Source organism: Bradyrhizobium sp. 35 (genome assembly GCF_023073215.1).
Taxonomy (GTDB): domain Bacteria; phylum Pseudomonadota; class Alphaproteobacteria; order Rhizobiales; family Xanthobacteraceae; genus Bradyrhizobium; species Bradyrhizobium canariense_D.
Map to the genome: position 1 here is coordinate 107091 of NZ_JADPJC010000058.1, position 20769 is coordinate 127859.

The window sequence follows — 20769 nt, forward strand, 5'->3', positions numbered from 1 at the left end:
GGAGCGGACTCACGCCACGTTCTGGTCGAGAATGTCCACCGCCTCTTGCAGGTTCACCGACACCAGTTGCGAGACCCCGCGTTCGGCCATGGTGACGCCGAACAGGCGGTTCATCCGCGCCATCGTGATCGGGTTGTGGGTGATGATGATGAAGCGCGTGTCGGTCGAGGCGGTCATCTCGTGCAACAGGTTGCAATAGCGCTCGACGTTGTGGTCGTCGAGCGGCGCGTCGACTTCGTCCAGCACGCAGATCGGCGAGGGATTGGTGAGGAACACCGCGAAGATCAGCGCCATCGCGGTCAGCGCCTGCTCACCGCCGGAGAGCAGCGATAGCGTCTGCGGCTTCTTGCCCGGCGGCTTGGCGATGATTTCGAGGCCGGCTTCAAGAGGGTCATCGCTCTCGATCAAATGCAACGCGGCTTCGCCGCCACCGAACAGCTCGACGAACAGGCGCTTGAAGTGGTTGTTGACGACCTCGAACGAGGTCAGGAGCCGCTCGCGAGCTTCCTTGTTGAGGCTCTGGATACCCTGGCGCAACCGCTTGATGGCCTCGACGAGGTCGTCGCGCTCGGTGACCAGACCATTATGCTGGGTCTCGACCTCGCGCAGCTCTTCCTCGGCGCGCAAATTGACCGCGCCCAGGCGCTCGCGATCGCGGCGCATCTTTTCGAGGTCTTCCTCGATGTCGTGCAGCGGCGGCAGCTCGGCGCCGGGCTCGATCTCGGCGAGCCCGGCAACGGCCTGCGGCTCGACTTCGAGCATGTCGCGGATCTCGCGCTCGATGTCATCGAGTCGGCGCCGCGCGCTTTCCATGCGCTCCTCGGCGCGGGCGGTGGCCTCGCGCGAGCTGGAGAGCGCCTCGAGCGTCAGCTTGGCGACGCGATCGGTTTCGGCCATCGCGGTTTCCGCGCTGGCGAGCGCATCGGCGGCCATGCGGCGGTCGTTTTCGGCGTATTCGATCTCGGTGATCAGCGCGCTGCGCTTCTCTGCGAACACGGCTGGCGCGTTCTCGAGATCGCTGCGCTCGATCGAGACTTCGGCGATACGGGCCTGGATGGTGTCGATGTGGGAGGCCGCGCTCTCCTTGCGGTTCTGCCACTCGGTTCGTTCGGCGAGGATCGCCTGCACGCGGCGGTCGGCCAGCTCGGCTTCGCGCGCCAGCGCCTGTGCCTCGGCGCGGACCTGAGCGGCCATGCGGCGATGGCCTTCGATGTCGCTGCGGACGGCGGCGAGACGGGTTTCGGTGTCCTCGCTCGACGGCAGCTCGGAGATCCCCGCTTCGGCGTATTCGTAGGCGGCTTCGGCCTCGGCGCGGTCGGCGGCCAGACGGCTGTGCGCTTCCGACAGCGTCGCCTTGCGCGCGGCATGGCGGCTGATCTCGCGTTCGACCGTAGCATGGCGTTCGCGCGCGACGTTGAGCTCGCGTTGCGCGGCGCGCCAGGCTTCGCGGCTCGCACCTTCGGTGCTGGCGGCCATCTGCAGCTCGGCCTCGGCGTTCTCCAGCGCCTGGCGCTTGATCTGCGCGTCGATGCGGGCCTGCTCCAGGTCGTTTTCGATATCGATGAGGCGGGCGCGCTCGGCAAGCCGCCGTGCTGCGCCGGTCGGCGCGTGGGCGGCTGCGACAAAACCATCCCAGCGCCAGACGTCGCCTTCGGGCGAGACCAGCCGCTGGCCGGTCTTGAGATGCGAGACCAACTCGGCGCCGCGCTCGCGCGGCACCACGCCGATCTGCGCCAGGCGGCGAGTCAGCTCGGCCGGGGCCTGCACGTGGTTGGCGAGCGGCACCACGCCTTCGGGGAGTTCCGGATCGCCGTCGGTGACGCCGGAATTGGTCCAGCGCATCGGCGCGGACGGATCGACCGGGGCGTCGAGATCGTCGCCGAGGGCTGCGCCGATCGCTTTTTCGAATCCCTTGTCGACGGTGATGCCGTCGATGATCGGCGGCCACAGATTCTTGGTCTCGCCGTTCAGGATCTTGGAGATCGTGCGCGCCTCGGTATCGAGCCGCTGCACGCGCTTGTCGGCTTCGACGAGCGGCGAGCGCGAGGATTCCAGCGTCTGCCGCGCGGCGACGTGCGCGGCTTCACTGGCCTGAGCGGCGGCTTCCGAGGCCGCCAGCGTCTGCTCGGCGCTCTCGACCGTCGCGGTCAGCTCGTCGAGATCGCCGAAGCCGCCGGTCTCCTCGGTGAGCTTCTGCTCTTCCGCCGCGACGTTCGAAATCTCCTGGTCGAGCCGGGCGAGCTTGTCGCGGTGGGTGCGAACGTTGGCTTCGAGTTGGTTGCGCTTGGCGGTGAGGTCTGCGAGCGCGGTGGTGAGCTCGGCGAACTGCTGCTCGGTTTCGGTCAGCACCGCCTCGGCTTCGGCGACACGCTCGTCGACGCCGGAGCGCTTCTCAACGCGCGACTTGATCTCTTCCTTCAGCTCGGCATCTTCGGCGTCGAGGCGCTGCAGCGCGATATCGGCGTCCATGGTCTGCTGCTGGGCGCGCGAGATGTCGCCTTCGAACTGCGCGAGGCGCCGCTCGAGTTCCGCGACGCGCTCCTTGGCGCGCTCTTCCTCGCGATCGAGCAGCTCGCGGGCGTTGGTCAGGCGCTGCAGCCCCGCTGCGGCGCGCGCTTCGGCATCGCGCAGCGCCGGCATTTCGGCGGCGCGAATCGCCTGGATGCGAGCGGCCTCGGCCTGGTGCTGGGTCCGCTCGGCCATCTCGCGAACCGCGAGATCGTGGGTCTGGCCGGATTCGTTGACGTCGGCATGGGCGCCGATCCAGCGCAGATGGAACAGGGTTGCCTCGGCCTTGCGGACCTTGGCCGCAACTTCGCGATAGCGCACGGCCTGGCGGGCCTGCTTCTTGAGGCCTTCCATTTGCCCCGCGAGCTGGCCGATCACGTCCTCGACGCGGGTGAGGTTTGTTTCAGCCGCTTTGAGCCGCAGCTCGGCTTCGTGGCGGCGGGCGTGCAGGCCGGCGACGCCGGCGGCGTCTTCCAGCACGCGGCGGCGCTGCTCGGGCTTGGCCTGAATGATCTCGCCGATCTTGCCCTGGTGGACCAGGGCCGGCGAGCGCGCGCCGGTGGCGGCGTCGGCGAACAGAATCTGCACGTCGCGGGCGCGCACGTCGCGGCCGTTGATGCGGTAGACCGAACCGGCTTCGCGCTCGATGCGGCGGGAAATTTCCAGAAGCTGGCTGTCGTTCATCGCCGCCGGCGCTGTGCGATCGGAATTGTCGATCGTCATCGTCACTTCGGCGTGGTTGCGCGCGGGGCGATTGCCGGAGCCGGCGAAGATCACCGCGTCCATGTCGGCGGCGCGCAGCGACTTGTAGGAGGTCTCGCCCATCGCCCAGCGCAGCGCCTCGACGAGATTCGACTTGCCGCAGCCGTTGGGGCCGACCACGCCTGTCAGGCCGGGCTCGATGACAAAGTCGGTGGCCTCAACGAAGGACTTGAAGCCGTGAAGGCGCAGGCGGGTGATTTTCATAAGCACGCATCTCTGTTGGCAGGCGCGAATCCCCCTGCCGGGACAATACCATGGAAGGCAATGTCGGTATCCGGGCGAGTCGCGCGAGGCGCCTCATGCGGCTGGACAATGGCCGCGGTGGGCTGCGAGGGCAACCGGCGAAAGCCGCTTTTCCCAAGGGATTTGTGCCGGGAAAGATACGGCTATCGAGATGCGAATCAGGATTGTGCCGTGCGAATCAGCTCTTGAGCAGCGGATTGATCTTCTTGGCGAATTCCTCGAACGAGGTCTCGCCCTTGATCTTCTCGCCGTTGACGAAGAACGTCGGCGTCGAATCGACCTTCAGAACGTCGCTGGCATACTTCTGGTCGGCGGCGATCTTGTCGAGCAGCGCCTGGTCCTTCAGGCAGGCCTCGACCTGCTGCTGGGTGAGACCGGCCTGCTTGCCGATCCGCGTCAGGGTCTCCGTGGTGTTCTTCACGACCCAATCGTTCTGCTGGCGGAACAGCATGTCGGTGACGGCAAAGTATTTCGGCGCGTCGCCATTGGCGATGCAGCGCGACAGCATCGAGCCGGCGGCGGCTTTGATGTCGAGCGGGAACTCGCGGAAGACGTAACGCACCTTGCCGGTGTCGATGTATTCCGACTTGATCTTGGGAAACACTTGCTCGTTGAAGGCCGCGCAATGCGGGCAGGTCATCGAGGCGTATTCGGTGATGGTGACGGCGGCGTCCTTCGGGCCGAGCGCCATGTCGGGCAGCGACACCGGCTTGGCCACGTCGCCAGCCGCCGGCTGCGCCATGGCTTCAGGGATCATGGCATCGGAGATGAACCGCAGCGGCGAGAACCCGGCGAGCGCGGCAAGCCCGGTCAGCGACAGCATCGAGGTGAAGGCGCGGCGGGTGATGATCAAGGTCGGCTCCCGGATTGGCGTGGTCTCGCCCGAAATTCCCGTTCAGGCGGCCTGTCGCTAGCTTGAAACGTCGTTTGAGGCAATGGCGAGCGGCCAGGACAGGTCCAGTTTGGCCGCAGAATAAGGCTCAATTTCGCTTGATGGCGGCCCCGAGGCGCGCCAGCGCCGACTTCAATTGTTCATCTTCGATGTCGCCCAGGCGCTCAGCCACTTCGGCCACCGATTTGGCGTCCGGCGGGCCGGGCCGGGTCGGCCGGCGGGCGCGCGATAGCGGAGCCTGGCGGAAGGCCAGCTTGCCGACCGCGCTCCAGCCGAAGAAGCGATTGACCCGCTGCAGGATCACATCGGCGGAGTGCTGGATCTCGAGCGCCATCGGCCCCTCGACCCGCAGCACCAGCGTCGCCGGCTCCTGCGGCTGGCCCTCGACCGGCCGCGGCCATTGCATCTTCAGTGGCTCGGCGTGGGCCGCGATCTCCGGTCCGGCAATCTGCGCCCACCGCGTCACCAGCTCGCGCGCGGCAAATCCCTGCTTGGCATAGGCCTCGGCGAAGACGTCGTTGAGCAGGAGCGACAGCGGCTTGGCGCTGAGGGGACCGGGTTTGATGGGGCGAAGCTTGGACATGGGACCTTATAGCACTCCGGGGCGTCGGCCGCAGGCTCTTCACCGCGAAGAAAAACGTGGATGCCCGCGACAAGCGTGGGCACGACGTGGAGAGATCGACGCATTGCCGTTACAGTGCGGACATGAGCCCCAAATCCGCCCTCAAGGCGAAATCGGAACCAGTTCCGCCGGAGACCCCATCGCGTCCGCTCGCGCTGCTCCAATGGTATGACCGCCACCGCCGCCGATTACCCTGGCGGGCTCCGCCCGGCGAAGCATCCGACCCTTACCGCGTCTGGCTGTCCGAGATCATGCTGCAGCAGACCACAGTGAAGGCGGTCGGGCCCTATTTCGAAAAATTCGTCTCGCGCTGGCCTGATGTCACCGCGCTCGGACGGGCCTCGCAGGAGGACGTGCTGCGGATGTGGGCCGGGCTGGGCTATTATTCTCGCGCCCGTAATCTCCATGCCTGCGCGGTCGCGGTGACGCGCGAGCATGGCGGCACCTTTCCCGACACCGAAGTGCGTCTGCGCGCGCTGCCGGGCGTCGGGCCCTATACGGCGGCAGCGATCGCGGCGATAGCGTTCGATCGACGCACCATGCCGGTCGACGGCAATATCGAGCGCGTGGTCTCGCGGCTCTTTGCAGTTGAGGAAGAGCTCCCGCAGGCCAAGCCGCTGATTCAGGAGTTGGCTGCGACGCTGCTTGCCGATTCTCGCGCCGGTGATAGCGCGCAGGCGCTGATGGATCTGGGCGCCTCGATCTGCACGCCGAAAAAGCCGGCCTGCTCGCTATGCCCGCTGAACGAGGGCTGCACGGCGCGCGCGCTGGGAACGCAGGACACGTTTCCGCGCAAGGCCGCGAAGAAGAGCGGCGCGCTACGGCGCGGCGCCGCTTTCGTTGTCACGCGCGGCGACGAGCTTCTCGTCCGCACCCGTCCCGAAAAGGGGTTGCTCGGCGGCATGACCGAAGTACCGGGGTCGGACTGGCTGGCCGGGCAGGACGACGCCAAGGCAAAACGGCAGGCGCCCGAGTTGAAGGGGCTGTCGCGCTGGCAGCGCAAGGTCGGCGTGGTCACCCACGTCTTCACGCATTTTCCGCTGGAACTGGTGGTCTACACGGCGAGGGTGGAAGCGCGGACGCGGGCACCCGCCAGCATGCGCTGGGTGCCGATCGCCACGCTCGCCGATGAAGCATTGCCCAACGTCATGCGTAAGGTGATTGCGCATGGATTGGACCCTAGCAGCCCATCCTGCTGACAAAATGCTGGCAGCAGGCCTGCGTTAGCTGTGGTAGGCAACGGAGGCTCGCATGATCAACACCGCGCTCGACAACTTTCCCAGGCCGCCCTGTGCCGAGCTATTGGGGTGGCGCCTGCTCGATGCCCGACCCAGGGAAGGCTGGATCAAGCTCGCCTTCGACGGCAAGCCGGAGTTCTGCAATCCGGCCGGCTTCATCCAGGGCGGCATGCTCTCGGCCATGCTCGACGACACGATGGGCCCCGCCGTGCTGGTGATGAGCGAGGGCAGGCTCTACACCACCACCATCAGCATGACCGTGAATTTCCTGGCGCCCGCAAAGCCCGGACCGATCATCGGCGAGGCCAAGGTGACGCAGCTCGGCAAGACGATTGCGTTCGTCGAGGCAAAGCTGATGGCAGAGGACGGAACGCTGCTGGCGACGGCGACGGCGAGCGAGCGGCTGCTGGAGGCGGCGAGGGTGGTGGGCAAATAGCTGCCGGGCAGTCTTTTTTCCTTCTCCCCTTGCGGGAGAAGGTGGCGCGAAGCGCCGGATGAGGGGTTTGTCTCGGCGAGTTCAAATGAGAGTTAGACTCGCGGAGACAGACCCCTCACCCGAGTGAGCTTGCGTCTAGCGGCGTCGCTGCCCTCTCCCGCAAGGGGCGAGGGCGCATCAACGTGCGTCTCGCTTCGTGCGAATACTCATTTCGTCGCGCGCGCGTCCTTGCTCACGATCGGCGGCTTCGCATTCAGCGCTTCCACCTGGAAGCCGGCGACGCGCTTGTAATTGGCGGCAACATCCTCGAGCTCCTGTTGCGACAGCACGTCAGTGACGACCTTGTAGCCGTCGGGCGCGCGCTCCTCGACCAGCTGCATCACCTGCTCGGGGCCGTTCTTGCGGTTGAGCAGGACGAGACTGGTGGTTGCAGGCCGCCGCTCGGCCTCATAGGCGAGCAGGGCCGCTTGCGTCGGGCCGTGCGCCAGGATCTCGCGCGTGATGGTGCGCGCATCGAGGATCGCCTGCGAGGCGCCGTTGGATCCGATCGGATACATTGGATGTGCGGCGTCGCCCATCAGCGTGACGCGGCCGAAAGTCCATTGCGATACCGGATCGCGGTCGACCAGCGGATATTCATAGGCGTGCGGGCAGTTCTTGATCAGGCCGGGCACGTCGAGCCAGTCGAACTGCCAGCTCTCGAACCAGGGTAAGAACTCCTCCAGCCGCGCGGTGCGGTTATAGTCCTCGCGCCGCCATTGATAGGTCGGCGGCATGTGGCGCTCGGCAACCCAGTTGATCAGATGGTTGCCCGCGGCGTCCGGTTCCTTCGAGATCGGATAGCAGACGAATTTCAGGATCTCGTGACCGGCCATGATCATGGTGCGGCCGCTGAGGAAGGCTTTTGCGGGCGTGACGCCGCGCCACAGGATGCGGCCGTTCCAGATCGGCGGGCCTTCGTCGGGATAGAGTTTTTCTCGCGCGGCGGAATGGATGCCGTCCGCGGCGATCAGGATCGTGCCGTCGTAAGTCCCCGCGGCCTTGCCGGTGGCCTTGTCGACGAAATCGGCGCGCACGCCGTCGGCGGTTTCGCTCCAGCCGGTCAGATGATGGCTGGTGAGGATGTTGTCGCGGCCGAGGCGCTCGATGGCGGTGTCGAGCAGCAATTGCTGGAGCGTGCCGCGATGGATCGAAAACTGCGGCCATTTATAGCCGGCCTCCAGCCCGCGCGGCTCGCTCCAGATCGGCTTGCCGTGCTTGGAGAAATAGGCAAGCTCGCGGGTGCGCACGCCCCTGGCATCGAGCTTGTCCATCAGCCCGAGCTCGATCAGCTCGCGCACCGCGTGCGGCAGCACGTTGATGCCGACACCGAGCGGCCGCAGTTCGGCGGCGCTCTCGAACACTTTCACGGGAACGCCGACTCCGTGCAGGCTGAGCGCAAGCGTCAGCCCGCCGATGCCGCCACCGGCGATGAGTACGGTCATGGGAAAGCCCCTCCAACTCGGGGCGTCTTGGCACAGCCGGGCGCCGGTGGGCAACTGCGAAGAGAGGTTCGTGCTATGGACCTCGGGGCCCGCAGCCGTTACCTTCCGGCTTTCCCATGAGGTCCGACATGCTCAAGCTCTACTACGCCACCGGCACCTGCGCGCTCGCCACCTACATCACCCTGGAAGAAGCCGGCGCCGACTACGCGGCGGAGCGGCTGAGCTTCAAGGACAACCAGCAGAACAGCGTGGAGTACCTCGCGATCAACCCGAAAGGCCGCGTCCCCGCGCTGGTGACCGATCGCGGCGTTTTGACCGAGACCCCGGCGATGCTCGCCTATCTCGCGCAGACCTTCCCCAAGGCGAAGCTCGCGCCGCTCGACGATCCCTTCGACTTCGCCCAGGTCCAGTCGTTCAACTCCTACCTCTGCTCGACCGTGCACATCAACCATGCCCACAAGATGCGCGGCGCACGCTGGGCGAGCGAAGAGAGCTCGTTCGCCGACATGAAGGCGATGATCCCGAAGACCATGGGCGCCTGCTTCGCCCTGATCGAGCAGAAGATGTACAAGGGGCCCTGGGTGATGGGCGAGCAGTTCACGATCTGCGATCCTTATCTCTACACCCTGTCGACCTGGCTCGAAGGCGACAGCGTCGACATCAACGCGACGCCGAAGATCGCCGATCATTTCAAGCGCATGTCCGACCGCCCCGCCGTGCGCAAGGTGATGGACGCGCAGAAGGCGTAGGAGCGCGGCAATATATTCCCCTGTCGTGCCGGGCAAGCGTCAGCGCAGACCCGGGACCCATAACCACAGGGAGAAGTTGTGACGCAAGCTGACAATCACGAGTCTTCGCCAAACCACGTCCTGTGGTTATGGGTCCCGGATCGGCGCTCCGCTTCGCTGCGCTTGTCCGGGACGACACCATTTGCTTTGAAGTTGCGTCCTATCCAGCGCGCCCTTTCTTCTCCAAATCCCGTCCCGTCTCCAGCATCAGCCGCCTGAGCCAGATCGAGCCTGGATCCATCTGCGCGCGGGTCGGGTAGAACATGAACTGCTCATCGATGCCGGGGTCGAGCGGCGGCGTCACCGTGACGAGGCCGAGCTGCTTGGACAGCGCCGCGATCAACCGGCGCGGCACGAAGGCGACGAGGTCGGTACGGGCGGCGACGTGCAGCGCTTCGAGATAACCCGGGACGACGAGAGCGATATGCCGGTCTATGCCCTTGGTGCCCAGCCAAGTGTCGATGAGGTCCTCCGGCTGGCCGCGGATGATTACGCCGACATGGCGTGCAGCCAGGAACGTCTCGCGCCGCTTCAGCTTCGCAGCCACGGGGTGGCCGCGCCGCACCGCCAGCGCGTCGCTGTCGGTGTAAAGCAACTGGCGGTGAAATCCCTTGAAGGCGTTGCCGATCGAGATCACGAGATCGATGGTGCGGGCGAACTCGGCGTGGAAAATAGCCGGTCCTCGCCACGGCACCACGTCGATGCGGACGTTGGGGGCGGCCTGCGTCACCTTTTCCATCAAGGGCGGCATCAACAGCTCGACCGCGAGGTCCGGCATCATCAGTCGGAATTGCCGCTCGCTGCGCGCCGCATCGAATTCATCCGATACGAACAGCCCGCGCACCTGGTCGAGCGCCTGCGCCAGCGGCGCGCGCAAGGCTTGCGCCCGCGGCGTCAACTCCATCCGCGCGCCTGTGCGTACCAAGAGCGGATCGCCAAGGATGTCGCGCAGACGCTGGAGCGCATGACTCGCCGCCGGCTGCGACAGCCCGATCCGCAATGCGGCGCGGCTGACGCTGGCCTCGCGCAGCAGCGCGTCGAGCGCGGTCAGGAGATTGAGGTCGAGCGAATTCAAATTCATGAGGCGAATAGATATCATATCCACTATCGATTTGAAGAATTTAGCACCGGCGGCGATGATTTCCGTGTTCTCACCAAAGGAGATGCCGCCATGAGCGCGAGCGCCAACAAGAAACTGATGCAGGATATCTTTGCAGCCGCCGCCAGCCCCGATCCGGCTGCGCGCGACCGTGGCTTGTTCACCGAAAGTCTTGCCGACGACGCCAAATGGATCGTGACCGGCCAGTATTCCTGGTCGCGCACCTTTTCGGGCAAACAGGCGATCCTCAACGATCTGCACGGCTATGTGCGGACCCGCCTTGTCGACCGGACGCGGACGGTCGCTCATCGCTTCATCGCCGACGGCGATATCGTCGTCATCGAAGCAAAGGGCGACAATGTCACGCCAGAAGGCGTGCGCTACGACAACGACTATTGTCTCGTGTTTCGTCTCGAGGACGGCAAGATCAAGGAGATCCGGGAATATTGCGACTCGGTGCTGACCGAGAAGGCCCTTGGTCCGTTTCCACAAACGGCCGTGAGGGCCGCGAGCTGAGCGGATCGAGCAGCGTCGCCTCCGTCGACCGGTGCCGTCCGCCGCGGTCGGCGAGGGGCGTGTTGGTCTGGCGCAGGCCGGACCAGCTGCAGCGGCCTGCATGCCGCTGCGGGCTTCTCGCTAAAACCTTGCTCACCTGCCGATAAAATCAGCAGATGTTGTACCATCCGACGGATGCGCGCGCGAAAAATTTGAAGGTTCAATTAACGAGTGTCCCCCATTGTGTCGCGGTGCAGCGTGGGTCGCGAACAACGCGACGCGCGGCTGCCAGAGTGGCCGGTGACGATCGCCGGATTAGGCCGGCCGCTCGAATTGACATGCATCTGGGTGGACAGTGGGAATGCCGAGTTTTCGTTTGCGGATCAGGGGACGCCTGTACGCAGGTTTCATGGCCTTGGTGGCGGTTGGTCTTGTGATGGCGGTGGTCGCCATCTGGAATTTGCGATCCGTCCAGGATCAGGTCGCAAAACTCTCCGCGTTGTCGGACAGCACGGCGCGCGTCCTGGAGATATCGACCCATCTTCAGGCCATCCAGCGGGCCAATCTGCGCTACATTTACGACGCCAACGAGCCTGCGATGCGGGAGGCTGCCGAGCGAGAGGCCGCGGCGACCGGGCTGTTGCAGCTGGGAGCAAAGGGCACCCTCTCGGAGGAGCGGCGGAAGCTCTACGACGATCTGATCGCCGACATCGCCAAAATGAAAAGCCTGCGTGACAGTCTCGGCGACGCCGTCAACGAGGCGCGGACCGGCAAGGCGACGCTGTTGCCGAGTGGCGAAGAGCTGACCGTCAAGATGGCCAAGCTGGTCGATGTGGCCCGTGCCGCCGCCGACGACGACACGGTGTCGCTCGTCGCGGACCTCGAGTCCCGGGTCCTGCTGGTTCGAATCGCGAACTGGCGCTTCCTCGCCCTGCGCGACGCCAACGGGCCCACCGCCTTCAGAACCAATGTCGACAGGGCGGTGCAGCGGCTGGCGGCCGTCGAAAGGAGCCCGCAGGCGGCGGACCTTCGCTCGTCTTTGACGCCAGTGAAGACCGCTCTCGGTATCTACAAATCCGCGTTCGAAACCACCTCTGCGGCGATGCTGCGGTCCGACGAGATCTACCACAAGGATCTCGCACCGCTCATCTCCGCGAGCATCGCCAAGCTCAAGGTCGCGGAAACCGCCTTGAAGACGGATTACAAGGATTCGCGCACCGCGGCCGATGCTGTGATCGACGGCACGACCTCGCTGCAGGAGATCGCGGGCGGCCTCGCCGTCCTGTTCGGACTGATCGTCGCCTTCCTGACCGCCCGCAGCATCGTGCGGCCGCTGACCTCGATGACGCGCGCAATGGGGCTGCTTGCCGGCGGCAATCTCGCCGTCGAGATCCCCTCGCGCGGCAAGGTCGACGAGATCGGCGACATGGCCAAGGCGATCGACGTCTTCAAGACAAACATGATCGAGACCGAACGGCTGCGCCAAGAGCAGACCGCAACCGAGGCCCGGCAGGCCGAGAGCCGCAAGGCCGACATGGCCCGGCTCGCCAGCCAGTTCGAGCAGGCGGTGGGCGAGATCGTCGATACCGTATCCTCGGCATCGCACGAGCTCGAGGGCTCGGCCGGCACCCTGACCGCGACCGCGAGGCGCGCTCAGGATCTCTCCACCGAAGTGCAATCCGCCTCCCAGGAAGCCTCGGCCAATGTGCAGGCGGTCGCCTCCGCGACCGAGGAGTTGTCCTCCTCGGTGACGGAGATCGCGCGCCAGGTGCAGGAATCGGCGCGCATAGCGGGCGAAGCCGTCGGTCAGGTGAGCAAGACCAACGCGCGCGTCAGCGAGCTCTCCAAGGCTGCAGCCCGCATCGGCGACGTGGTCGAGCTGATCAGCACCATCGCCGGCCAGACCAACCTCCTGGCGCTGAACGCCACCATCGAGGCGGCGCGCGCGGGTGAAGCCGGCCGCGGCTTCGCCGTAGTCGCCTCGGAGGTCAAGGCGCTCGCCGAGCAGACCGCGAGGGCCACCGGTGAGATCGCCCAGCAGGTCTCGGGCATCCAGGCTGCGACGGAGGAGTCGGTCGGCTCGATCAGGGAAATCAGCGGCACCATCGAGCGGCTGTCGGAGATCTCGTCGACGGTCGCCGCCGCCGTGGAGGAGCAGGGTGCGGCGACGCAGGAGATCTCCCGCAACGTCCAGCAGGCGGCCCAAGGCACGCAACTCGTGTCGTCCAACATCGGCGACGTGCAGCGCGGGGCGTCCGAGACCGGCTCGGCGTCTTCGCAGGTGCTCTCGGCGGCACGCTCGCTGTCGGCCGACAGCAATCGCTTGAAGCAGGAAGTCGCCAACTTCCTGAGCTCGGTCCACGCCGCCTGAGCCTCAAGAAGCAAAAGGCCACGCGCATGCGCGTGGCCTCGCATTGTGACCTGAGACGATCAGGCGACTTTCGTCGTCATGTGCTTGAACATGTTGCTGCGCGCCTCGTCGTCCATTTCCGCCTTGAAGGTGAACTTGTCCTTCAGCGCGATCGCGCGCGTCGCCGCAGGCCGCGCCGAGATCTCGTCCACCAGCCGCTTCACGTTCGGGTATCGCGCGAAGGCATCGTCGCCGAGCTTGAACGGCACCATCCGCGCCCACCCCCACAGCGCCATGTCGACGATCGAATAGCTGTCGCCGACCATATAGCGGCGGCCTTTGAGGTGGCCGTCGAGAATCTTGTAATGGCGATCGGTCTCGAACTGATAGCGGTATGCGCGTAGTCGTGGTTCTGGTCTTTCGGCGCAAAATGCTTGAAGTGCACGGCCTGGCCCGAATACGGCCCGACGCCGGTGGCGACGAACATCAGCCATGACAGCATCTCGCCGCGAACATTGGCGGCCGGCAGGAATTTGCCGGTCTTCTCGGCGAGATATAGCAGGATGGCGTTGGAATCGAACACGATGGTGCCGTTGTCGTCGATCGCCGGCACCTTGCCGTTCGGATTGATCTTCAGGTAGTCCGGCGTGAACTGCTCGCCCGTGCGGGTGTCGATCTTCACCGGCTCGAAGGGCAGGCCGGCCTCTTCGAGATAAAGCGCGACCTTGGTCGGGTTCGGCGAACCGTTGAAATAGAATTTGAGCATCGGGCATCTCCCCTGTGTTTGTTGGCTGAGAGTGGAGTCAGCAACATGTCCGCAAGCGGCCTTGTCTTGCCTGAACCTTATCGGGGAGGGCAACCGGCGAGTTTGCCGGGCGGCGTCTGCGCGTCACGCAGATCAGCCGGCGTAACAAAGGCCGATCGCCGCCGTAATGACCATGGCCGCGCCCACGACCTCCAGGCGCAACCCGAGCCGGGTAGCGATATGCATGTCGGAGGCCCGCGCCGCGCGCTCCGATCCGCGCGCGTAGCCGTGAACGATGACGTCGTGATTGAAGCTGTCGTGGGCCTCGTTGCTGCTGGCGAGCCCGACACAGACCACGAGCACGCCGAACAAGGCGAGGCCGAAAAATCCCAGCAGCGCGATCAGGAACATCGGAAACATGCCGACCAGAAAGATCGGCAGCAGCGGCACCAGCAGCAATGTCTCGGACTGTCGTCGCATGGCTCGACCGGTCAAGACGGGGCGTAGGCGGTCAATCTAGTCCCGCCGGCCGCTGTATTCAACCAGTCTCGTCATTCCGGGGCCGCGCCAGGAGGCGCGCTCCGGGACGACGAAAGGAAGGCTACCCCGCCGCCATGCCGGCGCGGATCTCGGCGCGCAGCTCGTCGATCAGCTTAAGACCCTTCTTGGTCTCGATGTGCCAGAAGGTCCAGCCGTTGCAGGCTTGCGCGCCCTGCGCCACTGCGCCCATGCGGTGGATGGAGCCGACCTTGTCCCCGAACATGATGGCGCCGTCGGCACGCACCAGCGCGCCGAGTTTCTTCTTCGCGTCGAACAGCTTGGTGCCGGGCATGATCATGCCACGCTCGATCAGCTCGGAGAACGCCACACGCGGCGCTTCGCGCGCCGTCATGAACGGGGCGAGGCTTGCCTCCGGAAGCGGCTCGATCGCGGCGATGCGCGCTTCGGCCGCTTTCGCATAGGTCTTGTCGCGCTCGAAGCCGATATAGGAGCGGCCGAGGCGCTTTGCGACCGCGCCGGTGGTGCCGGTGCCATTGAAGGGATCGATCACGAGATCGCCGGGTTTGGAGGACGACAGCAGCACGCGCGCCAGCAGGCCTTCCGGTTTCTGCGTCGGGTGCACTTTCTTGCCGTCGGCGCCCTTGAGGCGCTCCTCGCCGGTGCAAAGCGGGATCAGCCAGTCGGACCGTGCCTGCACGTCCTCGTTGGCGGCCTTCAGCGCCTCGTAGTTGAACGTGTAGCCCTTGGCCTTCTCGTCCCGCGCGGCCCAGATCATGGTCTCGTGCGCATTGGTGAAGCGGCGGCCGCGGAAATTCGGCATCGGGTTGGTCTTGCGCCAGACGATGTCGTTCAGCAGCCAGAAGCCGAGGTCCTGCATGATCGCGCCGACGCGGAAGATGTTGTGATAGGAGCCGATCACCCAGATCGTCGCCGACGGCTTCATCGCGCGGCGGGCGGCGAGCAGCCAGGCGCGGGTGAAATCGTCATAGGCGGAGAACGAATCGAACTTGTCCCAGTCGTCGTCGACCGCATCGACATGAGATTCGTCGGGGCGCTTGAGATCGCCCTTAAGCTGGAGATTGTAGGGTGGATCGGCGAACACCAGGTCGACCGAACCAGCCTGAAGCTTCGACATCTCGGCGACGCAATCGCCGAGGACGATGCTGTGCGAAGGAGACTCAAAATTTGTGCGGGGCGCCCTTGCAGACGCCCCGCGACGCGACTCTACCATGACTCAAGAACTCTGACTCAGGCGACGCTGTCGGCGACGCGGGACCAAACAACCGACTGACCGTTACATTGAAGCGGCAAAGTAAAAATCGACTTAACCCGTGGCTTTCGTGAACAGCCCTCACATCGCGCCTTGCACGCGGCTCGCTCCGCGCATTCTCCATGTTTTGCAGTGTATTTCGCGTTTCTTCGCGTTGCGGCTGTGATCGGAGCGCAAAAAGACTCAAAATTCCTCTCGGAAAAAATTGCTCGATGCCCGGAAAAAATTGCTGGCATTGCCATGCTGTCGCACTAGGCAATAATTGCCGAGCGGGATATTGATTAACGCAACGGAAACGTATGTGGCGCGTTGAGCTTTCGCGCTTTCGCGCCGAATTGAGCTAGGACCGAGGGAAGCCGCCATGCGCTACGATGATTTCCGCCGCAGCGACGACATCGAGGATCGTCGCGACGATGGTGGCGGCGGCGGTGGAGGAGGCGGGTTCGGCCTCCCCATGGGCGGCGGCGGGCTTGGGATCGGTACCATCATCGTGCTCGGCCTGGTCGGCTACGCCTTCGGCATCGATCCGCGCATCCTGATCGGCGGCGCCGAGATACTCACCGGCGGCGGCCAGGCGCCGTCCTACCAGACCGATCGCCAATCGTCGTCCAACGCCAAGCGCGGCGCGCCGACCGACGAGATGGGCAGCATGATCTCCGGCATCCTCGGCGAGATCGACGATCGCTGGAGCGAGATCTTCCAGGCCTCCGGCCAGTCCTTTACCGGTCCAAAGGTCGTGCTGTTCCGCAACGTCACCAATGGCGGGCGCTGCGGCCGGGCGGAGTCGGCGATGGGACCGTTCTATTGTCCGCCCGACAGGACCATCTTCCTCGACACCGGTTTCTTCCGAGAGGTCGAGACGCGTTTTCGCGGCTGCTCCGGCAAGTCGGCCTGTAACTTCACCACCGCCTACATCATCGCCCATGAGGCCGGCCATCACATCCAGAACCTGCTCGGCATCATTCCGCGCGTGACGCGGCTGCAGCAGCAGGCCGGCAGCAAGGCGGAGGCCAATGCGCTGCAGGTGAAGGTCGAATTGCAGGCCGACTGCCTGTCCGGTGTCTGGGTCAATCGCGAGGCGAAGAAGCGGCCGAACTTCCTGGAGCCGGGCGACATCGACGCCGCACTCACCACGGCGAGCGCGATCGGCGACGACACGCTGCAGCGCCAGTCCACAGGCCGCGTCGTGCCCGATTCCTTCACCCACGGCTCGGCGGCGCAACGCAAACAATGGTTCATGACCGGCTACCAGCAGGGCACCGTCCAGGCCTGCAACACGTTTGGGGGCGGACAGTAGGGGTTATCCGTCATCCTGAGGTGCTCGCCAATTGGCGAGCCTCGAAGGATGGCGAGCCCGTGGCCCATCCTTCGAGGGCGCAAGAGCGCGCACCTCAGGATGACGTCTGTGGTCTGTGAAGAAGGTGCGTTGCAATGACCTCCATCGACGAAACAAAACAGTTCGTCCCGCTCAACATCGCGGTGCTCACCGTGTCGGACACGCGCGCGCTGGCGGATGATAAATCCGGCCAGACCCTGGCCGACCGTCTCACCGCTGCCGGCCATCATCTCGCCGCGCGCGAGATCGTCACCGATGACGTCGAGGCGATCCGCACCGTCATCCGCCGCTGGATTGCGGACGCAGGTGTCGACGTCGTCATCACCACCGGCGGCACCGGTTTCACCGGGCGCGACGTCACGCCGGAGGCGATCGAGCCCTTGTTCGAGAAGCGCATGGACGGTTTCTCGATCTCATTCCACATGCTGAGCCACGCCAAGATCGGAACGTCGACGATCCAGAGCCGCGCCACGGCCGGCGTCGCGGGCGCAACCTACATCTTCTGCCTCCCAGGTTCGCCCGGTGCCTGCCGCGACGGCTGGGACGGCATCCTCAAAGCCCAGCTCGACTACCGCACGCGCCCCTGCAATTTCGTCGAGATCATGCCGCGGCTGGACGAGCACCTGCGCCGGCCGAAGGCCCAGGGCGCGACGGTGTAGTTGGACATTTCTTCTCCGCTCATGTCGGCCGAAGCTTTAGCGAAGGCGGATGCGGGAAAGGTGGCATAGGCCGCCTTCGGCCGCCCGTCCTTAAAGAATGCCGAAGCGAAGCTTGGGTATCTATCGGCACGGAGTGCTCGGAGACATACCCCTCGCCCTAGTGAGTGTGCGTCTGGCAGCATCGCTGCCCTCTCCCACAAGGGGCGAGGGCGCATACATGCGCCTCTCGCTCGTTGCGAGAGTTCTACAGATCCCGCTCCCACGTTTCCCCAATCAGATCCTGCCCGAAGCTGTGATGCGGCTCGCTCTTCACGAGCTTGAAGCCTGCGCTTTGATAGATGCCACGCGCGGCGACCAGGATGCTTTGCGTCCACAGCGTCATCTTGCTGTAGCCCCTCTCGCGCGCACCCTGGATGCATTGGTCGACCAGCGCGCGGCCGACACCGAGTCCCCGCGCTTTCTTTTCCACCTGCAACAGGCGCAGCTTGGCGATCTGGTCCGTGGCCTTGACCAGAAAGATAGAGCCGACCGGCTCTCCGCCCACTTCCGCAATCCAGCAGTGCTCGCGGGCGGCGTCATAGTTCTTGATGAACTGTGCGCAGATCTCGGCGACCAGGGCCTCGTAGCTGATATCCCAGTTGTAGTCGGCCGCATAGGCGGCGGCCTGCCGGGAGATGACCCAGCCCATGTCGCCGACGCGATGGCTGCGCAGCATGAAAGCCGCGGGGTGGCTTCGATGCTCCAGCACGGCCTCGATGGTCGCCATAGCCTGCGTGAGCCGCGTTGCATCGCTGGTCGAAAGCTGAGCCAGCATTGCGGCGACCTCATTTTGCGAGCCCAGGTTCAGCTTGGCAAAGGCCTGGCGCCCCTTGGCGGTGAGGCTGAGCTGGTATTGCCTGCGATCCGCGGGCAGGGCCCTGCGGGTGATCAGGCCCTTTTCGTCGAAGCTTTGCACGATCCGGCTGAGATAGCCGGGGTCGAGGCCAAGCTCGTTGCCGATCTCCTTGGCGGCAAGGTCGTCCCGTTGCGCGAGCTCGTAGAGCACGCGGGCCTCGCTGAGCGAGAACGGGCTCTTGCCAAGGTGCTGGTCGAGCACGCCAAGCTTGCGGGTGTAGAAGCGGTTGAAGGCGCGGACCGCTGCGATGTGGTCGTCGGTAGGATTGAACGACATGGGTCACCTCCGATATTTGCCATTGTCAAATAATTATTTGACCTTGGCAAGTATCGAAGTGCCTCAGCCGACCATGACGATCCGGCTGCGCAGCATGATCCGCGACGAGCGGCCGAGCCGCCGGAGCAGCCGTGCCTCGGAGTGGCGGGCTTGGGGCGGGTAGCCGCCAATGCGGTCGTAGTGATCACGCGCGATCAAAAGTCCCTGATCGCCGAAGGGACCGACGAGCTTGCGCATCAGGGCCCGGAGGATGTGGCGGAAGCCGGCATCGGCGTAGGGCGAGCGCGCATAGCGGAAGACGGCCGCACGATCCCGGCCGCTGGTCGAGACGGACTGGATGAACTGGGTGGTTTCCTCGATCCAGCCGGTTTCCAGCACGGCGCCCGCGGGCAGGAACATCAGCCAGGACGAACGGGCCTGGAGTGCGCCGGCGGCGAGCGCGGCGCCTTGAGTGGATCCTTCGAAGCCGATGAAACGGCAGCCCGCGACGTCGGCAACGCGCTCGATGACGCCATTGCGGGTGCCGTCGACCAGGAGCACTTCCCGGATGACGCCTGCGGCGGCACCGGGTACCAGCGCGGCCAGAGTTGCGACGGCCGTCTGCTCGACGCCTTCGGTCGGAATGATGACACTCAGCATGATGGAAGCTTCACTGTCCACACTTCGGGAGAAGCGTAGCTCATTATGAGGGCGTCATAAAACATGGCGCTGCCGAGTGCAACTTTCCGGCCGCGCCTCGGCAGACGATGGTAAACCGCTGCAGCCCTCGCATCCAAATATGTCCCGTACGGGGCGGCGATATTGCCGAATGTGTCGCCCCAGCCTGTCCTGTCCGTATTAATCCGGAGGTGAGCCGCAATATTGCGCGGCGCGCCGGCCGTTCGCAATCATGCAAGAGGAGGATGCGATAGCGGACGAGCGCGAGGACGGGAAAACGTGCAACCACGCTGCTGACGAGGGCTTCGAATGAACGCCGGTCAACTCGCTGTTCGCAGCACCGCCGCACAATGTCGTGCGATCATCAGTTCCTCATTCGTTGGAATGACGAAGACATCGACTGCGCTATCGCCATCGTTGATGCGCTCGCGCGCCGCATCATTCGCAGCGGCATCGATGCGCACGCCGAGCCAGTCGAGACGCTCACCGATCGCGCTGCGGATTTCGCTGGCATGCTCGCCGATGCCGCCGGTGAAGACCAGGCAGTCTAGCCCTGCAAGCGTTGTCGCCATCGCCGCCACCTCCTGCGCGGCGCGGAAGGTGAAGAGCTCGACCGCCTCCCGCGCCGCAGCTTCGCGGCTCGCAAGCAGCATGCGCATATCCGACGCGATGCCGGAGACGCCGAGCAGGCCCGATTCGTGGTAGAGCAGGTGCTGGACATCTTCGACCGACATCTTCTCGTGCTGTTGCAGATAGAGCAGCACGCCCGGGTCGAGCCTGCCGCAGCGCGTGCCCATCACCAGCCCGTCGAGCGGCGTCAGTCCCATCGTGGTGTCGATGCTGCGGCCGTCGCGCAAGCCGCACAGGCTCGCGCCGTTGCCGAGATGCGCGATCACAGTGCGCTTCGCCACGAGCTGCGGCGCGATTCGGGCGAGCCGTCCCGCGACATATTCGAACGAGAGGCCATGAAATCCGTAGCGCCGGATGCCGCGCTCTTCATAACGTCGCGGAATGGCGAAGCGGCTGGCGGGCGGCGCAATGCCGTGGTGGAAAGCGGTATCGAAGCAGGCGATCTGCGTCAGGTCGGGCCTGATCGCCGTGATAGTGCGGACCGGAGCCAGGCAGCGCGGCTGGTGCAGGGGCGCCAGCGGCGTCAGCGCTTGCAGCTTTGCGGTGACATCCTCCGTCAGCTCGACCGGAGCGGAATAGTCCGGACCGCCATGGACGACGCGATGGCCGACGGCGCGCAAGCGATGGTCGCCGAAACGATCCTCGATGAAGCCGAGCACGTCGGCGAACAGATGATCGCTGGCCGCATCCGATGCTTCCCTCCGTTTCTCGAACAGGTCTTCGCCCGCGGGACTCTTCACGACGAGCCGCGGCTTCGTCTCGTGCTCGTCAAGCAGGCCCTTGCAGAGCAGGGCGGGCTCGGCCGCCGAGATATCGAACAGGCCGAATTTGATGCTCGACGATCCCGAGTTGAGAACGAGAACCGTGTTCGACATGGCTCTCC

General features: G+C 65.1%; 17 protein-coding genes and 1 pseudogene. 7 read left to right on the plus strand and 11 right to left on the minus strand.

Annotated features, from left to right (window positions below; genetic code table 11):
- Window positions 1–9: 9 nt before the first annotated feature.
- The 3 genes from smc to IVB36_RS13515 all read right to left on the minus strand — a co-directional run bounded on the left by smc (window position 10) and on the right by IVB36_RS13515 (window position 4988).
- Window positions 10–3474 (minus strand): chromosome segregation protein SMC, encoded by a 3465-nt coding sequence (gene smc, locus IVB36_RS13505; RefSeq protein WP_204513841.1) that lies wholly within the window; start codon window positions 3472–3474, stop codon window positions 10–12.
- Window positions 3475–3691: 217 nt separating this feature from the next.
- A complete protein-coding gene (locus tag IVB36_RS13510; RefSeq protein WP_027516417.1) occupies window positions 3692–4366 on the minus strand; it encodes a DsbA family protein in 675 nt (224 codons plus the stop codon).
- Window positions 4367–4493: 127 nt separating this feature from the next.
- A complete protein-coding gene (locus IVB36_RS13515; protein ID WP_085352633.1) occupies window positions 4494–4988 on the minus strand; it encodes a DciA family protein in 495 nt (164 codons plus the stop codon).
- A 122-nt stretch (window positions 4989–5110) separates the two neighbouring features.
- Here IVB36_RS13515 and mutY point away from each other — a divergent pair, with 122 nt between their 5' ends.
- Window positions 5111–6226, plus strand: coding sequence for an A/G-specific adenine glycosylase (gene mutY / locus IVB36_RS13520; RefSeq protein WP_018454928.1), 1116 nt, complete (start codon window positions 5111–5113; stop codon window positions 6224–6226).
- A gap of 52 nt (window positions 6227–6278) precedes the next feature.
- Window positions 6279–6701 (plus strand): PaaI family thioesterase, encoded by a 423-nt coding sequence (locus tag IVB36_RS13525; RefSeq protein WP_247372684.1) that lies wholly within the window; start codon window positions 6279–6281, stop codon window positions 6699–6701.
- A gap of 206 nt (window positions 6702–6907) precedes the next feature.
- Here the strand turns inward: IVB36_RS13525 and IVB36_RS13530 are convergent, their stop codons facing one another.
- Entirely contained in the window at window positions 6908–8185 is a 1278-nt protein-coding gene (locus IVB36_RS13530; protein WP_085361332.1) for a flavin-dependent oxidoreductase, read from the minus strand.
- A gap of 128 nt (window positions 8186–8313) precedes the next feature.
- Between IVB36_RS13530 and IVB36_RS13535 the strand changes: the two genes are divergently transcribed.
- Window positions 8314–8934 (plus strand): glutathione S-transferase family protein, encoded by a 621-nt coding sequence (locus IVB36_RS13535; RefSeq protein WP_085352629.1) that lies wholly within the window; start codon window positions 8314–8316, stop codon window positions 8932–8934.
- A gap of 199 nt (window positions 8935–9133) precedes the next feature.
- Here the strand turns inward: IVB36_RS13535 and IVB36_RS13540 are convergent, their stop codons facing one another.
- Window positions 9134–10054: a LysR family transcriptional regulator gene (locus tag IVB36_RS13540; protein ID WP_204513844.1), complete on the minus strand. Its 921-nt coding sequence runs from the start codon at window positions 10052–10054 to the stop codon at window positions 9134–9136.
- A gap of 90 nt (window positions 10055–10144) precedes the next feature.
- Here IVB36_RS13540 and IVB36_RS13545 point away from each other — a divergent pair, with 90 nt between their 5' ends.
- Complete coding sequence (locus tag IVB36_RS13545; RefSeq protein WP_018454923.1) at window positions 10145–10588, plus strand: nuclear transport factor 2 family protein; 444 nt, start codon at window positions 10145–10147, stop codon at window positions 10586–10588.
- A 340-nt stretch (window positions 10589–10928) separates the two neighbouring features.
- Complete coding sequence (locus IVB36_RS13550; protein WP_247372686.1) at window positions 10929–12938, plus strand: methyl-accepting chemotaxis protein; 2010 nt, start codon at window positions 10929–10931, stop codon at window positions 12936–12938.
- 59 nt (window positions 12939–12997) lie between these two features.
- On the opposite strand, the pseudogene IVB36_RS13555 reads toward IVB36_RS13550, so the two are convergent.
- The 3 genes and pseudogenes from IVB36_RS13555 to IVB36_RS13565 form a co-directional block, all read right to left on the minus strand.
- Window positions 12998–13683: pseudogene (locus IVB36_RS13555) on the minus strand (glutathione S-transferase family protein).
- A gap of 132 nt (window positions 13684–13815) precedes the next feature.
- Window positions 13816–14142, minus strand: coding sequence for a hypothetical protein (locus IVB36_RS13560; protein ID WP_018454920.1), 327 nt, complete (start codon window positions 14140–14142; stop codon window positions 13816–13818).
- Window positions 14143–14263: 121 nt separating this feature from the next.
- Window positions 14264–15394, minus strand: a complete 1131-nt coding sequence (locus IVB36_RS13565; RefSeq protein WP_085352624.1) for a site-specific DNA-methyltransferase — start codon at window positions 15392–15394, stop codon at window positions 14264–14266.
- Between the two features lie 400 nt (window positions 15395–15794).
- Here IVB36_RS13565 and IVB36_RS13570 point away from each other — a divergent pair, with 400 nt between their 5' ends.
- Both IVB36_RS13570 and moaB read left to right on the plus strand, forming a co-directional pair.
- A complete protein-coding gene (locus IVB36_RS13570; RefSeq protein WP_085352623.1) occupies window positions 15795–16730 on the plus strand; it encodes a neutral zinc metallopeptidase in 936 nt (311 codons plus the stop codon).
- A 134-nt stretch (window positions 16731–16864) separates the two neighbouring features.
- Window positions 16865–17428: a molybdenum cofactor biosynthesis protein B gene (moaB, locus tag IVB36_RS13575; RefSeq protein ID WP_018454917.1), complete on the plus strand. Its 564-nt coding sequence runs from the start codon at window positions 16865–16867 to the stop codon at window positions 17426–17428.
- Window positions 17429–17672: 244 nt separating this feature from the next.
- On the opposite strand, the gene IVB36_RS13580 is transcribed toward moaB, so the two are convergent.
- From IVB36_RS13580 to IVB36_RS13590, 3 genes are all read right to left on the minus strand, one after another.
- Window positions 17673–18599, minus strand: a complete 927-nt coding sequence (locus IVB36_RS13580) for a helix-turn-helix domain-containing GNAT family N-acetyltransferase (RefSeq protein ID WP_085352622.1) — start codon at window positions 18597–18599, stop codon at window positions 17673–17675.
- 63 nt (window positions 18600–18662) lie between these two features.
- Complete coding sequence (locus IVB36_RS13585; RefSeq protein ID WP_204513849.1) at window positions 18663–19238, minus strand: glycosyl transferase; 576 nt, start codon at window positions 19236–19238, stop codon at window positions 18663–18665.
- 338 nt (window positions 19239–19576) lie between these two features.
- Window positions 19577–20761, minus strand: coding sequence for an acetate/propionate family kinase (locus tag IVB36_RS13590; protein ID WP_018454914.1), 1185 nt, complete (start codon window positions 20759–20761; stop codon window positions 19577–19579).
- Window positions 20762–20769: the final 8 nt, after the last annotated feature.

What these genes read in the sequence shown, in the direction of transcription:
- smc (WP_204513841.1), bottom strand. Translation starts at nt 3,474, where the DNA reads ATGAAAATCACCCGCCTGCGCCTTCACGGCTTCAAGTCCTTCGTTGAG.
- IVB36_RS13515 (WP_085352633.1), bottom strand. Translation starts at nt 4,988, where the DNA reads ATGTCCAAGCTTCGCCCCATCAAACCCGGTCCCCTCAGCGCCAAGCCG.
- mutY (WP_018454928.1), top strand. Translation starts at nt 5,111, where the DNA reads ATGAGCCCCAAATCCGCCCTCAAGGCGAAATCGGAACCAGTTCCGCCG.
- IVB36_RS13525 (WP_247372684.1), top strand. Translation starts at nt 6,279, where the DNA reads ATGATCAACACCGCGCTCGACAACTTTCCCAGGCCGCCCTGTGCCGAG.
- IVB36_RS13530 (WP_085361332.1), bottom strand. Translation starts at nt 8,185, where the DNA reads ATGACCGTACTCATCGCCGGTGGCGGCATCGGCGGGCTGACGCTTGCG.
- IVB36_RS13535 (WP_085352629.1), top strand. Translation starts at nt 8,314, where the DNA reads ATGCTCAAGCTCTACTACGCCACCGGCACCTGCGCGCTCGCCACCTAC.
- IVB36_RS13540 (WP_204513844.1), bottom strand. Translation starts at nt 10,054, where the DNA reads ATGAATTTGAATTCGCTCGACCTCAATCTCCTGACCGCGCTCGACGCG.
- IVB36_RS13545 (WP_018454923.1), top strand. Translation starts at nt 10,145, where the DNA reads ATGAGCGCGAGCGCCAACAAGAAACTGATGCAGGATATCTTTGCAGCC.
- IVB36_RS13550 (WP_247372686.1), top strand. Translation starts at nt 10,929, where the DNA reads ATGCCGAGTTTTCGTTTGCGGATCAGGGGACGCCTGTACGCAGGTTTC.
- IVB36_RS13560 (WP_018454920.1), bottom strand. Translation starts at nt 14,142, where the DNA reads ATGCGACGACAGTCCGAGACATTGCTGCTGGTGCCGCTGCTGCCGATC.
- IVB36_RS13565 (WP_085352624.1), bottom strand. Translation starts at nt 15,394, where the DNA reads ATGGTAGAGTCGCGTCGCGGGGCGTCTGCAAGGGCGCCCCGCACAAAT.
- IVB36_RS13570 (WP_085352623.1), top strand. Translation starts at nt 15,795, where the DNA reads ATGCGCTACGATGATTTCCGCCGCAGCGACGACATCGAGGATCGTCGC.
- moaB (WP_018454917.1), top strand. Translation starts at nt 16,865, where the DNA reads ATGACCTCCATCGACGAAACAAAACAGTTCGTCCCGCTCAACATCGCG.
- IVB36_RS13580 (WP_085352622.1), bottom strand. Translation starts at nt 18,599, where the DNA reads ATGTCGTTCAATCCTACCGACGACCACATCGCAGCGGTCCGCGCCTTC.
- IVB36_RS13585 (WP_204513849.1), bottom strand. Translation starts at nt 19,238, where the DNA reads ATGCTGAGTGTCATCATTCCGACCGAAGGCGTCGAGCAGACGGCCGTC.
- IVB36_RS13590 (WP_018454914.1), bottom strand. Translation starts at nt 20,761, where the DNA reads ATGTCGAACACGGTTCTCGTTCTCAACTCGGGATCGTCGAGCATCAAA.